The following is a 15162-nucleotide window of genomic DNA, read 5'->3' as shown; positions in this document are numbered from 1 at the left end:
CCTTCAGTCCCCGAGGAAGTGGAGCCAGCTGCCCGGGGTGGCGGCGCAGTGGGCGAGCAGGTTGCGCAGGTCGCGGACGGCCGCCCGCTCTTCCTCGGTGGTGCAGCGGGCGAGCAGGACGGTGGCCTCCTCGAAGGCGGCGCCGGCGTCCTGCTCGTTGAACCGGGTGTCGCCGTACGGGTCGATCCGGCCGAGCCGTCCGGGCCGGTGGTCGACCGGCCCGGCGTGCGCGGCCAGGGCGGCGGCGAGGGCCGGGCCGTGGTCGACCGAGAGGTGCAGCAGGGTCGGGACGGACCGGCCGCCCTTGTTGGGGTGGTCGTCGTACAGGGCGATCTCGATTCCCAAGTCCGTTGCTCCTGGCGGGTGTCGGGGGCTATGAAGCGGGAGTCGGCCCGGCGGGAAGGGATCCCCTGCCGGGCCGGCTCCGTATGAGCAGGGCGGGCGACAGGTCGTGCGCCGCCGGCCGTTGTCACGGCCGGCGGCCGCTGCCACCATGGGTTTCGGCCGGGGCCTCGGGTGCTGAGGGGCCGTTCGAATCGTGGAATGTTGCGCACTCAACGTAACGTGACATTGTACGCTGGTGTTCTGCACCCACCCGGAGGAACACCATGGCCGACCTCAAACCCCGCACCCTGATCTCCGTACAGGAGCGGCTTCGCGACCAGGTCGCCCACGCGCTCCGGGCAGCCCTGATCTCCGGCGAACTGCGCCCCGGCGTCGTCTACTCCGCACCCGCGCTCGCCGCCGACTTCGGCGTCTCCGCCACCCCCGTCCGCGAGGCCATGCTCGACCTCGCCCGCGAAGGCCTCGTCGAGGCCGTCCGCAACAAGGGCTTCCGGGTCACCGAGCTCACCGAGCGTGACCTCGACGACTACACCGAGATCCGCGCCCTGATCGAGGTCCCCACCGTCGGCCGGGTGACGCGCACGGCGACCAAGGAGCAGCTGGAGCGGCTGCGCCCGCAGGCCGAGGAGATCGTCGCGGCCGCGCGCAAGCACGACCTCATCGGGTACCTGGAAGCCGACCGGCAGTTCCACCTGGACCTGCTGGGGCTGGCCGGCAACGCCCGGCTGGTCGACGTCGTCAGCGACCTGCGGAAGCGCTCGCGGCTGTACGGCCTCAACCGGCTCGACGAGCGCGGCGAGCTGACCTCCTCGGCGGAGGAGCACCTGGAACTGCTCGACCTCATGCTGGCCGGCGACGCCGAGGCGGCCGAGGCCTGTATGACCCGCCACCTCAGCCACGTCCGTTCGCTGTGGGCGGGGCAGGACGAGGCGGCCGAGGAGGCCCGCCCGGCGCTGAAGCTGCGGGCGCGGTAGGGCTAACCGGGGCTAAACCGCCCGTTCGGGTGAAGACTGGGGATCGGGCGTCGGAATGCGTTCGCGCCCTACGATGATGTTCTCGACATCGGCAGCCAGGAGGAAATCCATGTCCGCCGCAGCAGTGGAAGAGCCCATCGAGCAGCCGACGCTGCTCGAAGTCGCCGAGCTGATCTCCAACCAGTTCGCCGGGCACCGGGTCGAGATCGTCGGGAGCCAGATCACCGTGACGCCGCCGCCGAATGCTTCGCACGGCAAGTCGCTGAGCCGCCTCATGCGTGTGCTGTTCGCCGCCGGCCTCGACGGGGATGAGGTCGACGTCATTCAGGGCGTTGGCATCTGGTTGCCGGACGGGCCGTCGGACTACGCCGTTCCCGACCTGGCGATCGTCGATGCCGACATCGATGACCACTTGATCGAGTACAACTGTTACGACCCGGCGGTCTTCCGGCTCGTGTTGGAGGTCACGTCGTCCAACCTCAGCGACGACCTGAAGCGGAAGCCCTTCGTCTATGCCGCCGCTGGAGTACCCGTCTACGTGATCGTGGACCGGACGAACCAGCGGGTCATGGTGCTCACTGACCCGCAGGACGGCGAGTACCGCGTGCACGCCGTCCACCACCCGGGGCAGTCGTTCACCCTGCCGGAGTCGATCGGGGCGGCGGTGACGCTGTCGGTGGACGACGTGCTGGCGGCGAAGAAGTAGCTCAGGCCGCCGCGGGCACTGTCAGGCGGCCGTCGTGGACTTCGGCGATCTGGTCGACGGCCGTCAGGTGGGTGCGGTCGTGGGTGACCAGGACGGTGGCGGTGGCGCGGCGGTGGGTGAGCTCGGTGATGAGGTCGAGGACGGCGGCGCCGCGTTCGTGGTCGAGGGCGCTGGTGGGTTCGTCGATCAGCAGGACGGTGGGGTCGTTCATCAGCGCGCGGGCGATGTTGACGCGCTGGCGCTGACCGCCGGAGAGCTGGTGCGGGCGGCGGGCGGCCTGGTCGCGCAGGCCGACGGCGGCCAGCAGGTCCAGGGCCCGGGGGAGGGCGGTGCGCGGGGAGCGGCCGTCCAGGTGGGCCATCACCTGGAGCTGTTCGACGGCGGTGAGCGAGGGCAGCAGGTTGGCCTGCTGGAAGACGATGCCGATCCGGGCGCGGCGCAGCGCGGTCAGTTCGGCGCGGCCGAGGCCGGTGGTGTCGGTGCCGTCCAGCACCACCCGGCCGGAGTCCGGGGTGATCAGGGTGGCGGCGACCGCCAGCAGGCTGGACTTGCCGGAGCCGGACGGGCCGATGACGGCCGTGATCGAGCCCTTGGGGACGGTCAGCGACACGTCGTCCAGCGCCGTGAGCCGGCCGTCGCCGTCCGGGTAGGTGAGGGTGATGCGGTCGAGGACGAGGCTCATCGGGCGCTCCCCAGGGCGGTCAGCGGGTCGACGGAGGTGATCCGGCGGATGGACAGGCCCGCGCCGACCGCGCCGAGCGCGATCATGACGGCGGCGGGGAACAGGACGGTCGGGGCGTCCAGGACGAAGGGCACGGTGGAGCCGACCAGGGCCCCGACGCCCGCCGCGAGCGCGGTGCCGACGGCGGTGCCGAGCACCAGCAGCAGGACGGCCTGGCCGAGGGCGTCGCGCAGCAGGTAGCGGGTGGAGGCGCCGAGCGCCTTCAGCACCGCGATGTCGCCGCTGCGCTGGATCGTCCAGACGGTGAAGAAGGCGCCGATCACCAGGGCCGAGATGGCGAACAGGAAGCCGCGCATCAGCTGGAGCGAGCCGTTCTCGGAGGTGTAGGAGCCGATCGCGGCGAGGGCGTCGTCGCGGGTGCGGGTCTCGGTGCCGTGGCGGGCGTCGGCGCCGTGCAGGTCGGCGCCCTTGGCGGTGGTGAGCGCGATGACGGTCGCGTGGCCGGTGCCGCCGGGGACGGCCTGCTGCCAGTCGGCGAGGCTGGTCCAGATCACCGGGGTGTGGCTGTACGCGGCGTCGCCGTCGACGGCCGCGACCCGGAGGCGGTGCCCGGCCAGGGTGAGGTCGTCGCCGGGGGCGAGGCCGCCCAGGTTCTTGGCGGCGGTCTTCGACAGGACGGCCTGACCGGGGGCGATCCGGGCGCCCTGCGGGGCCAGCGCGGAGCCGTCCGGGACGCCGAAGGCGGACAGCGCCGTGGTGCGGGTCCCGGCGGCGGCCTTGGTGGTGGTGATGCCCAGTGGCTGGGCGGAGGTGACGCCCGGCTCGGCCGCCCAGGCCTGCCACTGCTCGGGGGTGACCTGGGAGTCGGTGAAGGAGAGCTTCTGCCCGTCGGCGGGCTCGCCGAACACCAGGTGGTCGGCGGGCAGGCCGGTGATCGCGGAGATGTTCTGCCGGCCGAGTCCGGCGGTCAGTCCGGACAGCAGACCGACCAGTACGGTGATCAGCACGATGACGGTCCCCATCAGGGCGAACCGCCCCTTGGCGAACCCCAGATCCCTCCAGGCGACGAACACGGTGGGCCTTCCTGCTGAACGAGTGATTCCGACGCTTCCACCGTCCCGGAGAAGGGGCCCCGCGGGCATCGCACCGCGGATTGCATCCTCGGCATCAAAGGGCAGAAGCGGAGTTCAACCTTTTGATTGATGCCGGGGCCCGGTTCGGAACCTAGGCTGGACGGATGGCGACCGAACGATCCCGCACCACCCCCGTCGCCCGCGTCCTCCAGGTCTGCCTGCACCTGCTTGTGGCGGGCCTGCTCGCCCTGGCCGTCGCCCGCGCCGCCGTCGGCCGGGACGGCGACCCGGTGCCCGTCGCCGCCGCGGCCACCGCGATGGCCGCCGTGTACGCCGTCGGCCCCCGGCTGGCCGCCGTCCGCCGCTCGCGCCGGGCCGCCGCGCTCTGGCTGGCGCTGCTCGGCGTCACCTGGGTGGGCGTGCTGATCGCCACCCAGGACGGGGTGTGGCTGGCGTTCCCGCTGTACTTCCTGGAACTGCACCTGCTCGGGCGGCGCGGCGGCCTCACCGCCGTCGGGCTGACCGCCGCCACCGCCATCGCGGCCTGGTCCTGGCACCAGCACACCTTCAGCCTGCCCGCCGCGATCGGACCCGCGCTCGGCGCGGCCGTCGCCACCGCCACCGTGCTCGGCTACCAGGCGCTGTACCGGGAGAGCGAGGAGCGCCGCCGGCTGATCGACGAACTCACCGCCGCCCGCGCCGACGCCGCGGCCGCCCACCACACCGCCGGGGTGCTCGCCGAACGCGAGCGCCTCGCCCGGGAGATCCACGACACCCTCGCGCAGAGCCTCAGCTCCATCCAGCTGCTGCTGCGGGCCGCCCAGCGGGCCCTGCCGGAACGCACCGAGGCGGCCTCCGGGTACGTCGAGCAGGCCCGGCAGGCCGCCCAGGACAACCTGGACGAGGCCCGGCGGTTCGTCCGCGCGCTCACCCCGCCCGCGCTCGACGGAGACCCGCTGCCGGTCGCGCTGGAACGGCTGTGCGCCACCACGGCGGCGCACAGCGGCCTGCCGGTGAAACTGCACGTCTCCGGGGACCCGGTACGGCTGCCGGTGCCGCAGGAGGTCGCGCTGCTGCGGATCGCGCAGTCCGCGCTCGGCAACACCGTCCGGCACGCGCACGCCTCGCACGCCGAGGTGACGCTCAGCTACATGGAGGGCGAGGTGGCGCTGGACGTGTTCGACGACGGGGCCGGATTCGATCCGGCGGCGGTCGCCGGGCGCAGCGGAGGGGACGGCGGGTTCGGGCTGCCGTCGATGCGGGCCCGGGCGCGGGCGCTCGGCGGCACCTTCACGGTGGAGTCGGCGCCCGGCGGGGGCACGGCGCTCGCGGTGCAGCTGCCGGTGACGGAGGGCGGGGCGTGAACGGGCGGAGCGACGGCGTGCGGGGCGTGAACGGACGGAGTGACGGAGGTCAGGGCGTGAACGAGCGCAGTGACGGCGGGCGCGGGAGCGGCGCGGTGATCCGGCTGCTGCTGGCGGACGACCACCCGGTGGTGCGGGCCGGGCTGCGGGCCGTCCTGGAGGGCGAGCCGGACTTCACCATCGCCGCCGAGGCCGCGACCGCCGAACGGGCCGTCGAACTCGCCGCGGCGGGCGGGGTCGACGTGGTGCTGATGGACCTCCAGTTCGGGCCCGGCTCGGCCATGAACGGCGCCCAGGCGACCGCCGCGATCACCGCCGGGCCGGGCGCGCCCCGGGTCCTCGTCGTCACCACCTACGAAACCGACGCCGACACCCTGCCCGCGCTGGAGGCCGGCGCCACCGGCTACCTGCTCAAGGACGCCCCGCCGGAGGAACTGGCCCAGGCCGTCCGGGCCGCCGCCGCGGGCCGCTCGGCGCTGGCACCGAGCGTCGCCGACCGGCTGCTGGAACGGATGCGGACGCCGGCGGCGGCGCTCAGCGCGCGGGAGACCGAGGTGCTGGGGCTGGTCGCGGACGGGCTGACCAACCAGCAGATCAGCCAGCGGCTGCACCTGAGCCAGGCCACGGTGAAGTCCCATCTGGTGCACGTCTACACCAAGTTGGCGGTGGACTCGCGGACGGCGGCGGTGCGGGCGGCGCGCGGGCGGGGGCTGATCCGCTGAGCGTAGGGTGGGCCGGGTCCGAACCGTTGCCCGGAGTGGAGGACCCCGATGGCCGTGCGTCTCGATGAACTTTCCGTGCCGGTGGTCGGCGCGCCGATGGCGGGCGGGGCGTCCACCCCGGAGCTGGTGGCGGCGGTGAACCGGGCCGGCGGGCTGGGGTTCCTCGCCGCCGGGTACCGGAGCGCCGCCGCGATGGCCGAACAGGTCGCGCTGGTCAGGGAGTTGACCGGTGGGCCGTTCGGCGTGAACCTGTTCGTCCCGGCCCCGCCCGGCGATCCGGCGGCCGTCGCCGCCTACCGGGAGCGGCTGCGGCCCGAGGCCGAGCGGTGGGACGTGGCGCTGCCCGAGGAGATCGGGCCGGACCGGGACGACTGGGAGGCCAAGCTCGCCGTGCTGCTGGCGGACCCGGTCCCGGTGGTCTCGTACACCTTCGGCCTGCCGACGCCGCAGGAGGCGGCGGCGGTCCGCGCGGCCGGGTCGTTCCAGGTCGGCACCGTCACCACGCCCGCGGAGGCGCGGGCGGCGGAGGCGGTCGGGATGGACGCGCTGTGCGTGCAGGGCCCGGAGGCCGGCGGGCACCGCGCCACCCACCGGATCGGGGACGAGCCCGGTGACGTCCCGCTGCTGGAGCTGCTGCCCGCCGTCCGGGCGGTGACGGCGCTGCCGCTGATCGCGGCCGGCGGGCTGGGCGACGGCCCGGCGGTGGCGGCGGCGCTGCGGGCCGGGGCGGCGGCGGTGCAGCTGGGGACGGCCCTGCTGCGCGCCGACGAGGCGGGCACCTCGGCCGCGCACCGGGCGGCGCTCACCGAACTCCCGGAGACGGCCGTCACCCGGGCCTTCACCGGCCGCCCGGCCCGCGGTCTGCGCAACGCCTTCATCGACCGCCACGGCCCGTACGCCCCGCCCGCCTACCCCGAGGTGCACCACCTCACCCAGCCGCTGCGCGCCGCCGCGACCCGCCGCGCCGACCTCCAGTCCATGCACCTCTGGGCCGGCACCGCCCACCACCTGGCCCGCACGGGCCCGGCGGCGGACCTGATCGCGGAGCTCTGGGCGGCGGCACGGGCGGTGTGAGCGGCCGCTCCCCGGGCTCAGCCGAGGAGGTCGGCCATCCAGGATTCGATGGCGGGGGCGGTGCGGGGGAGGGCGTGGGACATGAGGTGGGCGCCGTCGGGGGTGATGACGAGGTCGTCCTCGATGCGGATGCCGAGGCCGCGGAGTTCGAGGGGGAGGGTTTCGTCGTCGGGCTGGAGGTAGAGGCCGGGTTCGACGGTGAGGACCATGCCGGCTTCCAGGGTGCCGTCGAGGTAGCGGTCGGCGCGGGCCCTGGCGCAGTCGTGGTAGTCGAGGCCGAGCATGTGGCCGCTGCCGCAGAGGGTGTAGCGGCGGTGGAGGCCGTTGTCCTCGGTGAGGGACTGTTCGGCGGGGATGCGTAGGACGCCCCAGTCGGCGAGGCCTTCGGCGATGACCCGCATGGCGGCGTGGTGGAAGTCGCGGAAGCGGGCGCCGGGGCGCAGCGCGGCGATGCCGGCGCTCTGGGCGGCGAGGACGAGGTCGTAGGCCTGCCGCTGGACGGGGGTGAAGGTGCCGCTGAGCGGGAGGGTGCGGGTGATGTCGGCGGCGTAGAGGGTGTCGGTTTCGACGCCGGCGTCCAGCAGGAGCAGGGAGTTCGGGTCGAGGGCGCCGTCGTTGCGGATCCAGTGCAGGACGCAGGCGTGGGCGCCGGAGGCGGCGATGGTGGTGTAGCTGGTGCCGTTGCCTTCGGCGCGGGCGCGCAGGTCGAAGATGCCCTCGATCCAGCGTTCGCCGCGGGGGTGGCGCAGGGCGGTGGGCAGGGCGCGGACGACGTCCTGGAAGCCGGTGACGGTGTGGTCGACGGCGAGTTGGAGCTGGCCGATCTCCCAGGTGTCCTTGACCAGGCGCAACTCGGCGAGGACGGCGCCGAGTTCGCCGTCCCGCGTGGTGTGGGCGCCGGGGCGTCCGGTGCATTCGTCGACGAGGGGGTCGGTGCCGGCGAGGACGCGGGTGGGCGGCTGGGGGCCGGCGAGGAGTTTGTCGAGGTCGTCGAGGTGTTCGGTGCGCAGTCCGGTGAGCGCGGCGGCTTCGGCGAGGTCGGGGCGGCGGCCGACCCAGAACTCGCCGTAGCGGCGGTCGCGGTAGAACTCGGTGCCGTTGGCGTGCTGCCGGCCGCGGGGGGAGCGGGGGCGCAGGTACAGGACCGGCTCGTGGCCGTGGGGGCCGGTCGGTTCGAGGACGAGGACGTGGTCGGCCTGGTCCTCGCCGGTGAGGCCGGTGAGCCAGGCGTAGGCGCTGTGCGGGCGGAAGCGGTGGTCGAGGTCGTTGCAGCGGACCTTCAGCCGGCCGGCGGGGACGATCAGCCGCTCGCCGGGGAAGGCGGCGGAGAGGCGGGCGTGGCGGCCGGGGAGGCGGTCGTGGCCGGGGACTCGCTGGTCGGCGGGGAGGTGGGTGGCGGCCCAGCGGGTGCCCATGAAGGCGTCGAGGGCGGGGGAGACGGGGAGGTCGTGGCTCCCGGTGTTGAGGCCGGTCTGTCGGAGGGGCACCGGTGAACTCCTAGGTGGGGAGGGGGTGGTGTGGCCCGGACACAGCTCGGTAACGGGGGGCGTCACCTCTTGTGCAGTGCAATTTCACATTACTATGTTACGGGTCACACCGCGGAGCGGCCAGACCTCGAAGGTCGCCTCCCGGTCGGGCCCCGGATCACCTCCCGGGGCGGACACGGGCTTCACGGCAGGCCCCCCACAGCGGAGTTGCACATGACCAGGCGCACCCACGCCGCCCTCGCGGCGGTCCTCGCGGCGACCCTCACCCTCGGCCTCGGGGCCTGCAAGAACGACAAGAGCGACAGCGGAAGTGACGCCGCGCCTTCCAACGGCCAGGGCCCGGGCGCCGCGTCCGGTTCGGTCATCGGCGGCACCCCGGTCAAGGGCGGCACCCTCAACGTCCTGACGAACCAGGACTTCGCCCACCTCGATCCGGCCCGCAACTGGACCGTGCCGCACATGGACTTCGGCACCCGGCTGATCTACCGCACCCTGACCACCTTCAAGTCCGAGCCGGGTGCGGCGGGCAGCGAGATCGTCCCGGACCTCGCCACCGACCTCGGCAAGTCCAGCGAGGGCGGCAAGGTGTGGACCTTCACCCTGAAGGACGGCCTCAAGTACGAGGACGGCACGCCGATCAAGTCCGCCGACATCAAGTACAACGTCGAGCGGTCCTTCTCCCCGGACCTCACCGGCGGCCCCGACTACGCCGTCCAGTACCTGGCCGGCGGCGAGAACTACAAGGGCCCGCTCACTGGCGAGCACCTGGCGAGCATCGAGACCCCGGATGACAGGACCATCGTCTTCCACCTGAAGCGCCCGGTGGCCGAGTTCTCGGACACCGTCACCCTCCCGACCTTCTCCCCGGTGCCGCAGTCTCAGGAGAAGGGCACCCAGTACGACTCGCGGCCGTTCTCCTCCGGCCCCTACAAGATCGACACGTACGACCGGGGCAAGCAGCTGACGCTGGTCCGCAACACCAACTGGGACCAGTCCACCGACACCGTCCGCAAGGCGTACCCCGACAAGATCGTGGTCACCCAGGGCATCAAGGGCGGCCAGGCCGACGACCGGATCATCGCCAGCGACGGCGCCGACGCCAACGCGATCGAGATGCCGTGGATGGCCCACGAGTCCGTCTCCAAGGTGCTGACCAAGCCGGACGTCAAGGCCCGCATGGCGGCCGAGCAGACCGGCTGTACGGACATGCTGTACCTGAACACCGCCAAGGCGCCCTTCGACGACCCGAAGGTGCGCGAGGCGATGATGTGGGCGGTCGACCGCGAGGCGCAGGTGACGGCCTTCGGCGGCCCGGCGATGGCCGACGTGGCCACCTCCTACCTCCCGCCGTCGCTGACCGGCGGCGCCAAGGCGGACCCGCTGAAGATCCCGGCCGCCGGCGACCCGGAGAAGGCCAAGGCGATGCTCAAGGACGCGGGCAAGACCGACCTCAAGGTGTCGATCACCGTCTCCCTGGGCGACAAGACCCGCGCCGAGACGATCCAGCAGTCGCTGGCCAAGGCCGGTGTTCAGGTCACCGTGAACACCGTCGACCCGTCCGCCTTCACCGACACGCTCGGCGACACCAAGAACGCCCCCGAGCTGACCATCAACGGCTGGTGCCCGGACTACCCGTCCGGCGCGACCTTCCTCCCGTTCATCTTCGACGGACGGACCATCAAGGAGAAGGGCAACCAGGGTAACTACAGCCAGTTCAAGGACCAGGCCACGATGGACCGGATGGACCAGATCGCGGCCATGACGGACGTCAACGAGGCCAACAAGGCCTGGCAGCAACTGGACGAGGACCTGCTGAAGAAGGCCCCGGCCGTCCCGTTGATGTGGCAGCGCCGCCCGCTGCTGGCCGGCACCAACGTGGCCGGCGCGTTCGGGAACTCCGGCTACGCCGGCATGATCGACCTGGCCGTGGTCGGCCTCAAGGACCCCGCCAAGGGCAAGGGCTGAGGGGCCGTCGGCGATGAGTACAACCACTGAGCCCGTCGCCGTGGACTCCATGGCGACGGGCCCCGCGAAGGCCACCGGGCGCGGCCCGTGGCGGCTGGTCTGGGACCAGCTGTGGGCCAAGGGATCGGCCCGCTTCGGCCTGATCACGGTCGGCGCCTTGCTGCTGCTGGCCGCCCTGGCCGGCCCGCTGAGCTCGCTCGGCGGCTGGTCCCCCGAGGAGTTCGACAAGCGCGCCATCGACCCGTACCTGGGCGGCATGCCTCGGGGCGACTTCGGCGGCATCAGCGCCCGGCACTGGCTGGGCGTCGAGCCGATCACCGGGCGCGACCTGTTCGCCCGGGTCCTGCACGGCGGGCAGGTCTCGCTGCTGATCGCGTTCACCGCGACCGCCGTCGTCGTCATCACCGGCACCCTGGCCGGCATCGCGGCCGGCTACTTCGGCGGCCGGACGGACACGCTGCTGTCCCGGCTGATGGACCTCACCATGTCCTTCCCCTCGCTGATCTTCATGATCGCGATGATGTCGGTGGCCAAGGACGTCAACCGGATCCTGCTGATCACCCTGGTGATCGGCCTGTTCACCTGGCCCGGCATCGCCCGCGTCGTGCGCGGCCAGACCCTCTCGCTCAAGCACCGCGAGTACGTCGAGGCCGCCAAGGTCGGCGGGGCGCGCTCCTGGCGCATCCTCACCCGGGAGATCCTGCCGAACGTCTCCGGCCCGATCATCGCCTACACCACCCTGCTCATCCCCGGCATGATCGCCACCGAGGCCGCGCTCAGCTACCTCGGTGTGGGCGTCCGCCCGCCGACCTCGTCCTGGGGCCAGATGATCGCGGAGAGCATCGTCCACTACGAGACCGACCCGACGTACTTCCTGATCCCGACGGCTTTCCTGTTCGTCGCCGTGCTCGCGTTCACCCTGCTCGGGGACGCGCTGCGCGACATCCTCGACCCCCGGGGAGGCCGGTCGTGATCCTCTACCTCGGCCGCCGACTGCTCGGCGTGGCGGGCATCCTGCTCGCCATCTGCGCCATCACCTTCACCATCTTCTACCTGCTGCCGAACGACCCGGCGGCGGCGGCCTGCGGCAAGACCTGCAGCCCGGAGCGGCTCGCCGACGTCAAGGCGGCGATGGGCCTGAACAAGCCGATCTGGGAACAGTTCCTCGCCTACCTGGGCGGCATCTTCGCCGGTCGCGACTACGGCAGCGGCCCGAGCGCCGTGCACTGCGGCTTCCCCTGCCTCGGCTACTCGTACGAGTACGGGCTGCCGGTCTGGGACCTGCTCGTCGACCGGCTGCCGGTGTCCATCTCGCTCGCCGTCGGCGCGGCGGTGCTCTGGCTGGTCCTCGGCCTCGGCGCGGGCGTCACCTCGGCGCTGCGCAAGGGCAAGGCCTCCGACAAGACGCTGATGGTGCTCTCGGTCGGCACCGCCTCGTTGCCGGTCTACTTCACCTCGATCATGCTGATCTGGGGTGTCGTCCGTACGGCCGGGCTGCTGCCCTACCCGGCGTACCACAAGTTCACCGAGAACCCCTTCGAGTGGGCCTCCAACCTGCTGCTGCCGTGGATCGCCCTGGCCCTGCTGTACGCGGCCATGTACGCCCGGCAGAGCCGCAACTCGATGATCGAGGCGATGGCCGAGCCGTACATCCGCACCGCCCGGGCCAAGGGCCTGCCGTCGCGGACGGTCACGGTCAAGCACGGGCTGCGCGCCGGGGTGACGCCGATCCTCACCATCTTCGGCATGGACCTCGGCGGCCTTCTGGCCGGTGCGGTCATCACCGAGTCCATCTTCGGCCTGCCCGGCGTCGGCCGGCTGTTCTACGACGGTCTGGGCCGCTCCGACCAGCCCGTGATCCTCGGCGTCACCCTGCTCGCGGCCTTCTTCATCGTCGCGGCGAACCTGCTGGTCGACCTGCTCTACGCGTTCGTCGACCCACGAGTGAGGTACTGATGACTCTCTTGGAGGTCGAGGACCTCAAGGTCTCCTTCGACACGCCCCGCGGCACCGTCCGGGCGGTGGACGGCATCTCCTTCGCCGTCGACGCCGGGCGGACCCTCGGCCTGGTCGGCGAGTCCGGCAGCGGCAAGTCCGTCACCTCGCTCGCCGTCATGGGCCTGCACCGCGGCGCCGCCGTCACCGGCTCGATCCGGCTCGACGGGATGGAGCTCAACGGGCTCGGCGAACGGGAGCTGGGCACCGTCCGGGGCCGCCGGATCGCGATGATCTTCCAGGACCCGCTGTCCAGCCTGCACCCCTTCTACACCGTCGGCGAGCAGATCGCCGAGCACTACCGGGTGCACTTCAAGGCCAACCGCAGGGCGGGCCGCGCGCGGGCGGTCGAGATGCTGGCCGAGGTCGGCATCCCGGAGCCGGCCCGGCGGGTCGACGAGTACCCGCACCAGTTCTCCGGCGGCATGCGCCAGCGCGTCATGATCGCCATGGCGCTCGCCTGCGAACCCGAACTGCTGATCGCCGACGAGCCCACCACGGCCCTCGACGTCACCGTCCAGGCGCAGATCCTCGACCTGATCGCCCGCATCCAGCAGGAGCGCGGCCTCGGCGTCGTCATGATCACCCACGACCTCGGGGTGGTCGCCCGGGTCGCCCACGAGGTGCTGGTCATGTACGGCGGCCGGGCCGCCGAACAGGCCCCGGTGGACCGGCTGTTCGCCACCCCCGGGCACCCGTACACCCGCGGCCTGCTGGACTCGCTGCCGCGCCTGGACGACACCGACGACGCCCCGCTGCGGGCCATCCCCGGCAGCCCGCCGTCGCTGATCGCCCCCGCCCCCGGCTGCTCCTTCGCGCCGCGCTGCGCCCGCACCAGCACCGCCACCGCCGAGGAACACGCCCGCTGCCTGGCCGACCGACCCGAGCTCGGCCCGCTCGGCCCCGGCCACCAGGCCGCCTGCCACCTGCCGCTGGTACCGGAAGGAGCCCGGCCATGACCGAGAACCTGCTGTCCGTACGGGACCTGGTGAAGACCTTCCCCGGCCGACGGAGCCGCACCGGCCGGCCCGGCGCCCCGGTCCGCGCCGTCGACGGCGTCAGCTTCGACGTCGGCAAGGGCGAGACGCTCGGCCTGGTCGGCGAGTCCGGCTGCGGCAAGTCCACCACCGGGCGGATGATCGTCCGGCTGCTCGACCCGACCTCGGGCACCGTCACCTTCGACGGCACCGAGATCGGCGGGCTCTCCCAGGCCCGGCTGCGGCCGCACCGGCGGCACCTGCAGATGGTCTTCCAGGACCCGTACTCCTCGCTCAACCCCCGGCAGACGGTGGCCCGGATCATCTCCGAGCCGCTGCTGCTCCAGGGGTCGAGCGCGGCCGACGCGCGCCGGCGGGCGGGCGAGCTGATGGAACTGGTCGGGCTGATCCCCGAGCAGATCGACCGCTACCCGCACGAGTTCTCCGGCGGCCAGGCGCAGCGCATCGGCATCGCCCGCTCGCTCGCCACCTCGCCGAAGCTGGTCATCGCCGACGAGCCGGTCTCCGCGCTCGACGTCTCCATCCAGGCCCAGGTGGTCAACCTGATGGAGCGGCTCCAGCAGGAGCTCGGCCTGGCGTACGTGTTCATCGCGCACGACCTCTCGGTGGTCAAGCGGGTCTGCGACCGGGTGGCGGTGATGTACCTCGGGCGGATCGTCGAGATCGGCGACAAGGCCGAGGTGTACGGCAGCCCGGCGCACCCGTACACCAAGGCGCTGCTGTCCGCCGTCCCGCTGCCCGACCCGGCGGCGGAGCGCGCGCGGGAGCGGATCGTGCTGCTCGGCGACCCGCCGAGCCCGGCGAACCCGCCGTCCGGTTGCACCTTCCACCCGCGCTGCCCCAAGGCGCAGGAGATCTGCCGCACGGACCGTCCGCTGCTGCAGATCGCCGGGGCGGGTAGCCGGCAGGCGGCCTGCCACTTCCCGGAGGCCTGAGGCCGACCACATAGAGCCGCCGTACCGCCCAGTTGCCCCCACGCCGGGCGGTACGGCACCCAACGGGCGAGGGACGCGATCCCTCGCCGCAGACGCCCGGTCGGGCGCGGCGGGGAACCTCACGAGGGCCGCGTCCGACCGGGTTCCACCATGTTTACGGACCGACCATTCTCACGGACCGTCCGTTTTCATGGCCCGACCGTTTTCACGGTCCGGACGGCCCGCCCGCCTCGCCCGCCGTGCCCGGCAGCAGCCGGCGCGGGCCGGGCCCCTCGGCGGCCAGTTCGTCCCCGGGGTTGAGCACCCGGCAGCGGCGCAGCGACACGCAGCCGCAGCCGATGCAGCCGGTCAGCTCCTCCTCCAGTCGCTCCAACTCGGCCCGCCGGGCGCGCAGTTGTTCGGCCCAGCGCCGCGAGATGCGGTCCCAGTCGTGCTTGCCCGGCATCCGGTCCTCGGGGAGCCCGGTGAACACCTCGGCCACCTCGGAGAGCGGGATGCCGAGCCGTTTGGCGACCAGGATGAGCGAGATCCGGCGCAGCACGTGCCGCCGGTAGCGGCGCTGGTTGCCCGGCGACCGCTCGGAGGAGATCAGCCCCTGGTCCTCGTAGAAGCGCACCGCCGAGGTGGCGATCCCGGCCCGCCGGGCCACCTCGCCGACGCTCAGCAGGTCGACCGGTGCGGTGTCCATGCCTGCTCCTCGACTCCTTGACTTCAAGTCCTGTTGAAGATCTAGCGTACCGGACGTGGTCGGATCATTCGCTGCGCAGAGCATTACTGCCGTTGCCGAGCAGGACAGTTGTCCCCTGGAGTCGGCGCCGAACGGCCCCGCCCGAGGTCGGCGT

Annotated in this window: 15 protein-coding genes; 10 read left to right on the top strand and 5 right to left on the bottom strand. The window is 72.8% G+C overall.

The annotated features are described in order from the left end of the window. Positions 1-3: 3 nt before the first annotated feature. Entirely contained in the window at positions 4-345 is a 342-nt protein-coding gene (locus tag AB0O82_RS15555; protein WP_363583871.1) for a hypothetical protein, read from the bottom strand. Positions 346-608: 263 nt separating this feature from the next. On the opposite strand from AB0O82_RS15555, the gene AB0O82_RS15550 reads away from it, so the two are divergent. Both AB0O82_RS15550 and AB0O82_RS15545 read left to right on the top strand, forming a co-directional pair. Beyond that, positions 609-1319 (top strand): GntR family transcriptional regulator, encoded by a 711-nt coding sequence (locus AB0O82_RS15550; RefSeq protein ID WP_063346897.1) that lies wholly within the window; start codon positions 609-611, stop codon positions 1317-1319. A 109-nt stretch (positions 1320-1428) separates the two neighbouring features. Continuing rightward, positions 1429-2025 (top strand): Uma2 family endonuclease, encoded by a 597-nt coding sequence (locus AB0O82_RS15545; RefSeq protein ID WP_363583869.1) that lies wholly within the window; start codon positions 1429-1431, stop codon positions 2023-2025. Between the two features lies 1 nt (position 2026). On the opposite strand, the gene AB0O82_RS15540 is transcribed toward AB0O82_RS15545, so the two are convergent. Both AB0O82_RS15540 and AB0O82_RS15535 read right to left on the bottom strand, forming a co-directional pair. Beyond that, the gene (locus AB0O82_RS15540; RefSeq protein ID WP_363583867.1) at positions 2027-2707 is read right to left on the bottom strand and encodes an ABC transporter ATP-binding protein; all 681 of its coding nucleotides are present in this window, start codon (positions 2705-2707) and stop codon (positions 2027-2029) included. Continuing rightward, entirely contained in the window at positions 2704-3780 is a 1077-nt protein-coding gene (locus AB0O82_RS15535; RefSeq protein WP_363583865.1) for an ABC transporter permease, read from the bottom strand. Before AB0O82_RS15535 ends, AB0O82_RS15540 begins: the two co-directional genes overlap by 4 nt. Positions 3781-3944: 164 nt before the next feature. On the opposite strand from AB0O82_RS15535, the gene AB0O82_RS15530 reads away from it, so the two are divergent. The 3 genes from AB0O82_RS15530 to AB0O82_RS15520 are packed head-to-tail and all read left to right on the top strand — an operon-like array spanning position 3945 to position 6940. Next, positions 3945-5144 carry a sensor histidine kinase gene (locus AB0O82_RS15530; RefSeq protein ID WP_363583863.1) on the top strand — a complete coding sequence of 400 codons (1200 nt, stop codon included), beginning with the start codon at positions 3945-3947 and terminating at the stop codon, positions 5142-5144. A 56-nt stretch (positions 5145-5200) separates the two neighbouring features. Further along, the gene (locus tag AB0O82_RS15525) at positions 5201-5866 is read left to right on the top strand and encodes a response regulator transcription factor (RefSeq protein ID WP_363583861.1); all 666 of its coding nucleotides are present in this window, start codon (positions 5201-5203) and stop codon (positions 5864-5866) included. Between the two features lie 48 nt (positions 5867-5914). After that, entirely contained in the window at positions 5915-6940 is a 1026-nt protein-coding gene (locus tag AB0O82_RS15520) for a nitronate monooxygenase (RefSeq protein ID WP_363583859.1), read from the top strand. A gap of 17 nt (positions 6941-6957) precedes the next feature. Here AB0O82_RS15520 and AB0O82_RS15515 read toward each other — a convergent pair whose 3' ends face one another. Further along, positions 6958-8427, bottom strand: coding sequence for an aminopeptidase P family protein (locus tag AB0O82_RS15515; protein WP_363583857.1), 1470 nt, complete (start codon positions 8425-8427; stop codon positions 6958-6960). Between the two features lie 213 nt (positions 8428-8640). On the opposite strand from AB0O82_RS15515, the gene AB0O82_RS15510 reads away from it, so the two are divergent. Genes AB0O82_RS15510 through AB0O82_RS15490 form a run of 5 tightly spaced genes read left to right on the top strand, consistent with a single transcriptional unit; the run spans position 8641 to position 14320 of the window. Further along, on the top strand, positions 8641-10392 hold the full coding sequence (locus tag AB0O82_RS15510) for an ABC transporter substrate-binding protein (protein ID WP_363583855.1): 1752 nt from the start codon (positions 8641-8643) through the stop codon (positions 10390-10392). Between the two features lie 13 nt (positions 10393-10405). Beyond that, positions 10406-11365 carry an ABC transporter permease gene (locus AB0O82_RS15505; protein ID WP_363583853.1) on the top strand — a complete coding sequence of 320 codons (960 nt, stop codon included), beginning with the start codon at positions 10406-10408 and terminating at the stop codon, positions 11363-11365. Beyond that, positions 11362-12348 carry an ABC transporter permease gene (locus tag AB0O82_RS15500; RefSeq protein ID WP_363583851.1) on the top strand — a complete coding sequence of 329 codons (987 nt, stop codon included), beginning with the start codon at positions 11362-11364 and terminating at the stop codon, positions 12346-12348. Before AB0O82_RS15505 ends, AB0O82_RS15500 begins: the two co-directional genes overlap by 4 nt. Further along, positions 12348-13346 carry an ABC transporter ATP-binding protein gene (locus AB0O82_RS15495; protein WP_363583849.1) on the top strand — a complete coding sequence of 333 codons (999 nt, stop codon included), beginning with the start codon at positions 12348-12350 and terminating at the stop codon, positions 13344-13346. Before AB0O82_RS15500 ends, AB0O82_RS15495 begins: the two co-directional genes overlap by 1 nt. Next, a complete protein-coding gene (locus AB0O82_RS15490) occupies positions 13343-14320 on the top strand; it encodes an oligopeptide/dipeptide ABC transporter ATP-binding protein (RefSeq protein ID WP_363583847.1) in 978 nt (325 codons plus the stop codon). The genes AB0O82_RS15495 and AB0O82_RS15490 overlap by 4 nt, the downstream gene beginning before the upstream one ends. 205 nt (positions 14321-14525) lie before the next feature. Here AB0O82_RS15490 and soxR read toward each other — a convergent pair whose 3' ends face one another. After that, a complete protein-coding gene (gene soxR, locus AB0O82_RS15485) occupies positions 14526-15008 on the bottom strand; it encodes a redox-sensitive transcriptional activator SoxR (protein WP_363377928.1) in 483 nt (160 codons plus the stop codon). Positions 15009-15162: the final 154 nt, after the last annotated feature.

This window comes from Kitasatospora sp. NPDC088264, from assembly GCF_040685715.1.
GTDB lineage: Bacteria > Actinomycetota > Actinomycetes > Streptomycetales > Streptomycetaceae > Kitasatospora.
Note: the sequence above shows the minus strand (reverse complement) of the source record. Positions and strands in the feature narration are given on the sequence as shown.

Bases quoted from the DNA above. Each gene is read 5' to 3' on its own strand.
- AB0O82_RS15550 (WP_063346897.1), top strand. From the start codon at position 609: ATGGCCGACCTCAAACCCCGCACCCTGATCTCCGTACAGGAGCGGCTT.
- AB0O82_RS15545 (WP_363583869.1), top strand. From the start codon at position 1,429: ATGTCCGCCGCAGCAGTGGAAGAGCCCATCGAGCAGCCGACGCTGCTC.
- AB0O82_RS15540 (WP_363583867.1), bottom strand. From the start codon at position 2,707: ATGAGCCTCGTCCTCGACCGCATCACCCTCACCTACCCGGACGGCGAC.
- AB0O82_RS15530 (WP_363583863.1), top strand. From the start codon at position 3,945: ATGGCGACCGAACGATCCCGCACCACCCCCGTCGCCCGCGTCCTCCAG.
- AB0O82_RS15520 (WP_363583859.1), top strand. From the start codon at position 5,915: ATGGCCGTGCGTCTCGATGAACTTTCCGTGCCGGTGGTCGGCGCGCCG.
- AB0O82_RS15510 (WP_363583855.1), top strand. From the start codon at position 8,641: ATGACCAGGCGCACCCACGCCGCCCTCGCGGCGGTCCTCGCGGCGACC.
- AB0O82_RS15505 (WP_363583853.1), top strand. From the start codon at position 10,406: ATGAGTACAACCACTGAGCCCGTCGCCGTGGACTCCATGGCGACGGGC.
- AB0O82_RS15495 (WP_363583849.1), top strand. From the start codon at position 12,348: ATGACTCTCTTGGAGGTCGAGGACCTCAAGGTCTCCTTCGACACGCCC.
- AB0O82_RS15490 (WP_363583847.1), top strand. From the start codon at position 13,343: ATGACCGAGAACCTGCTGTCCGTACGGGACCTGGTGAAGACCTTCCCC.
- soxR (WP_363377928.1), bottom strand. From the start codon at position 15,008: ATGGACACCGCACCGGTCGACCTGCTGAGCGTCGGCGAGGTGGCCCGG.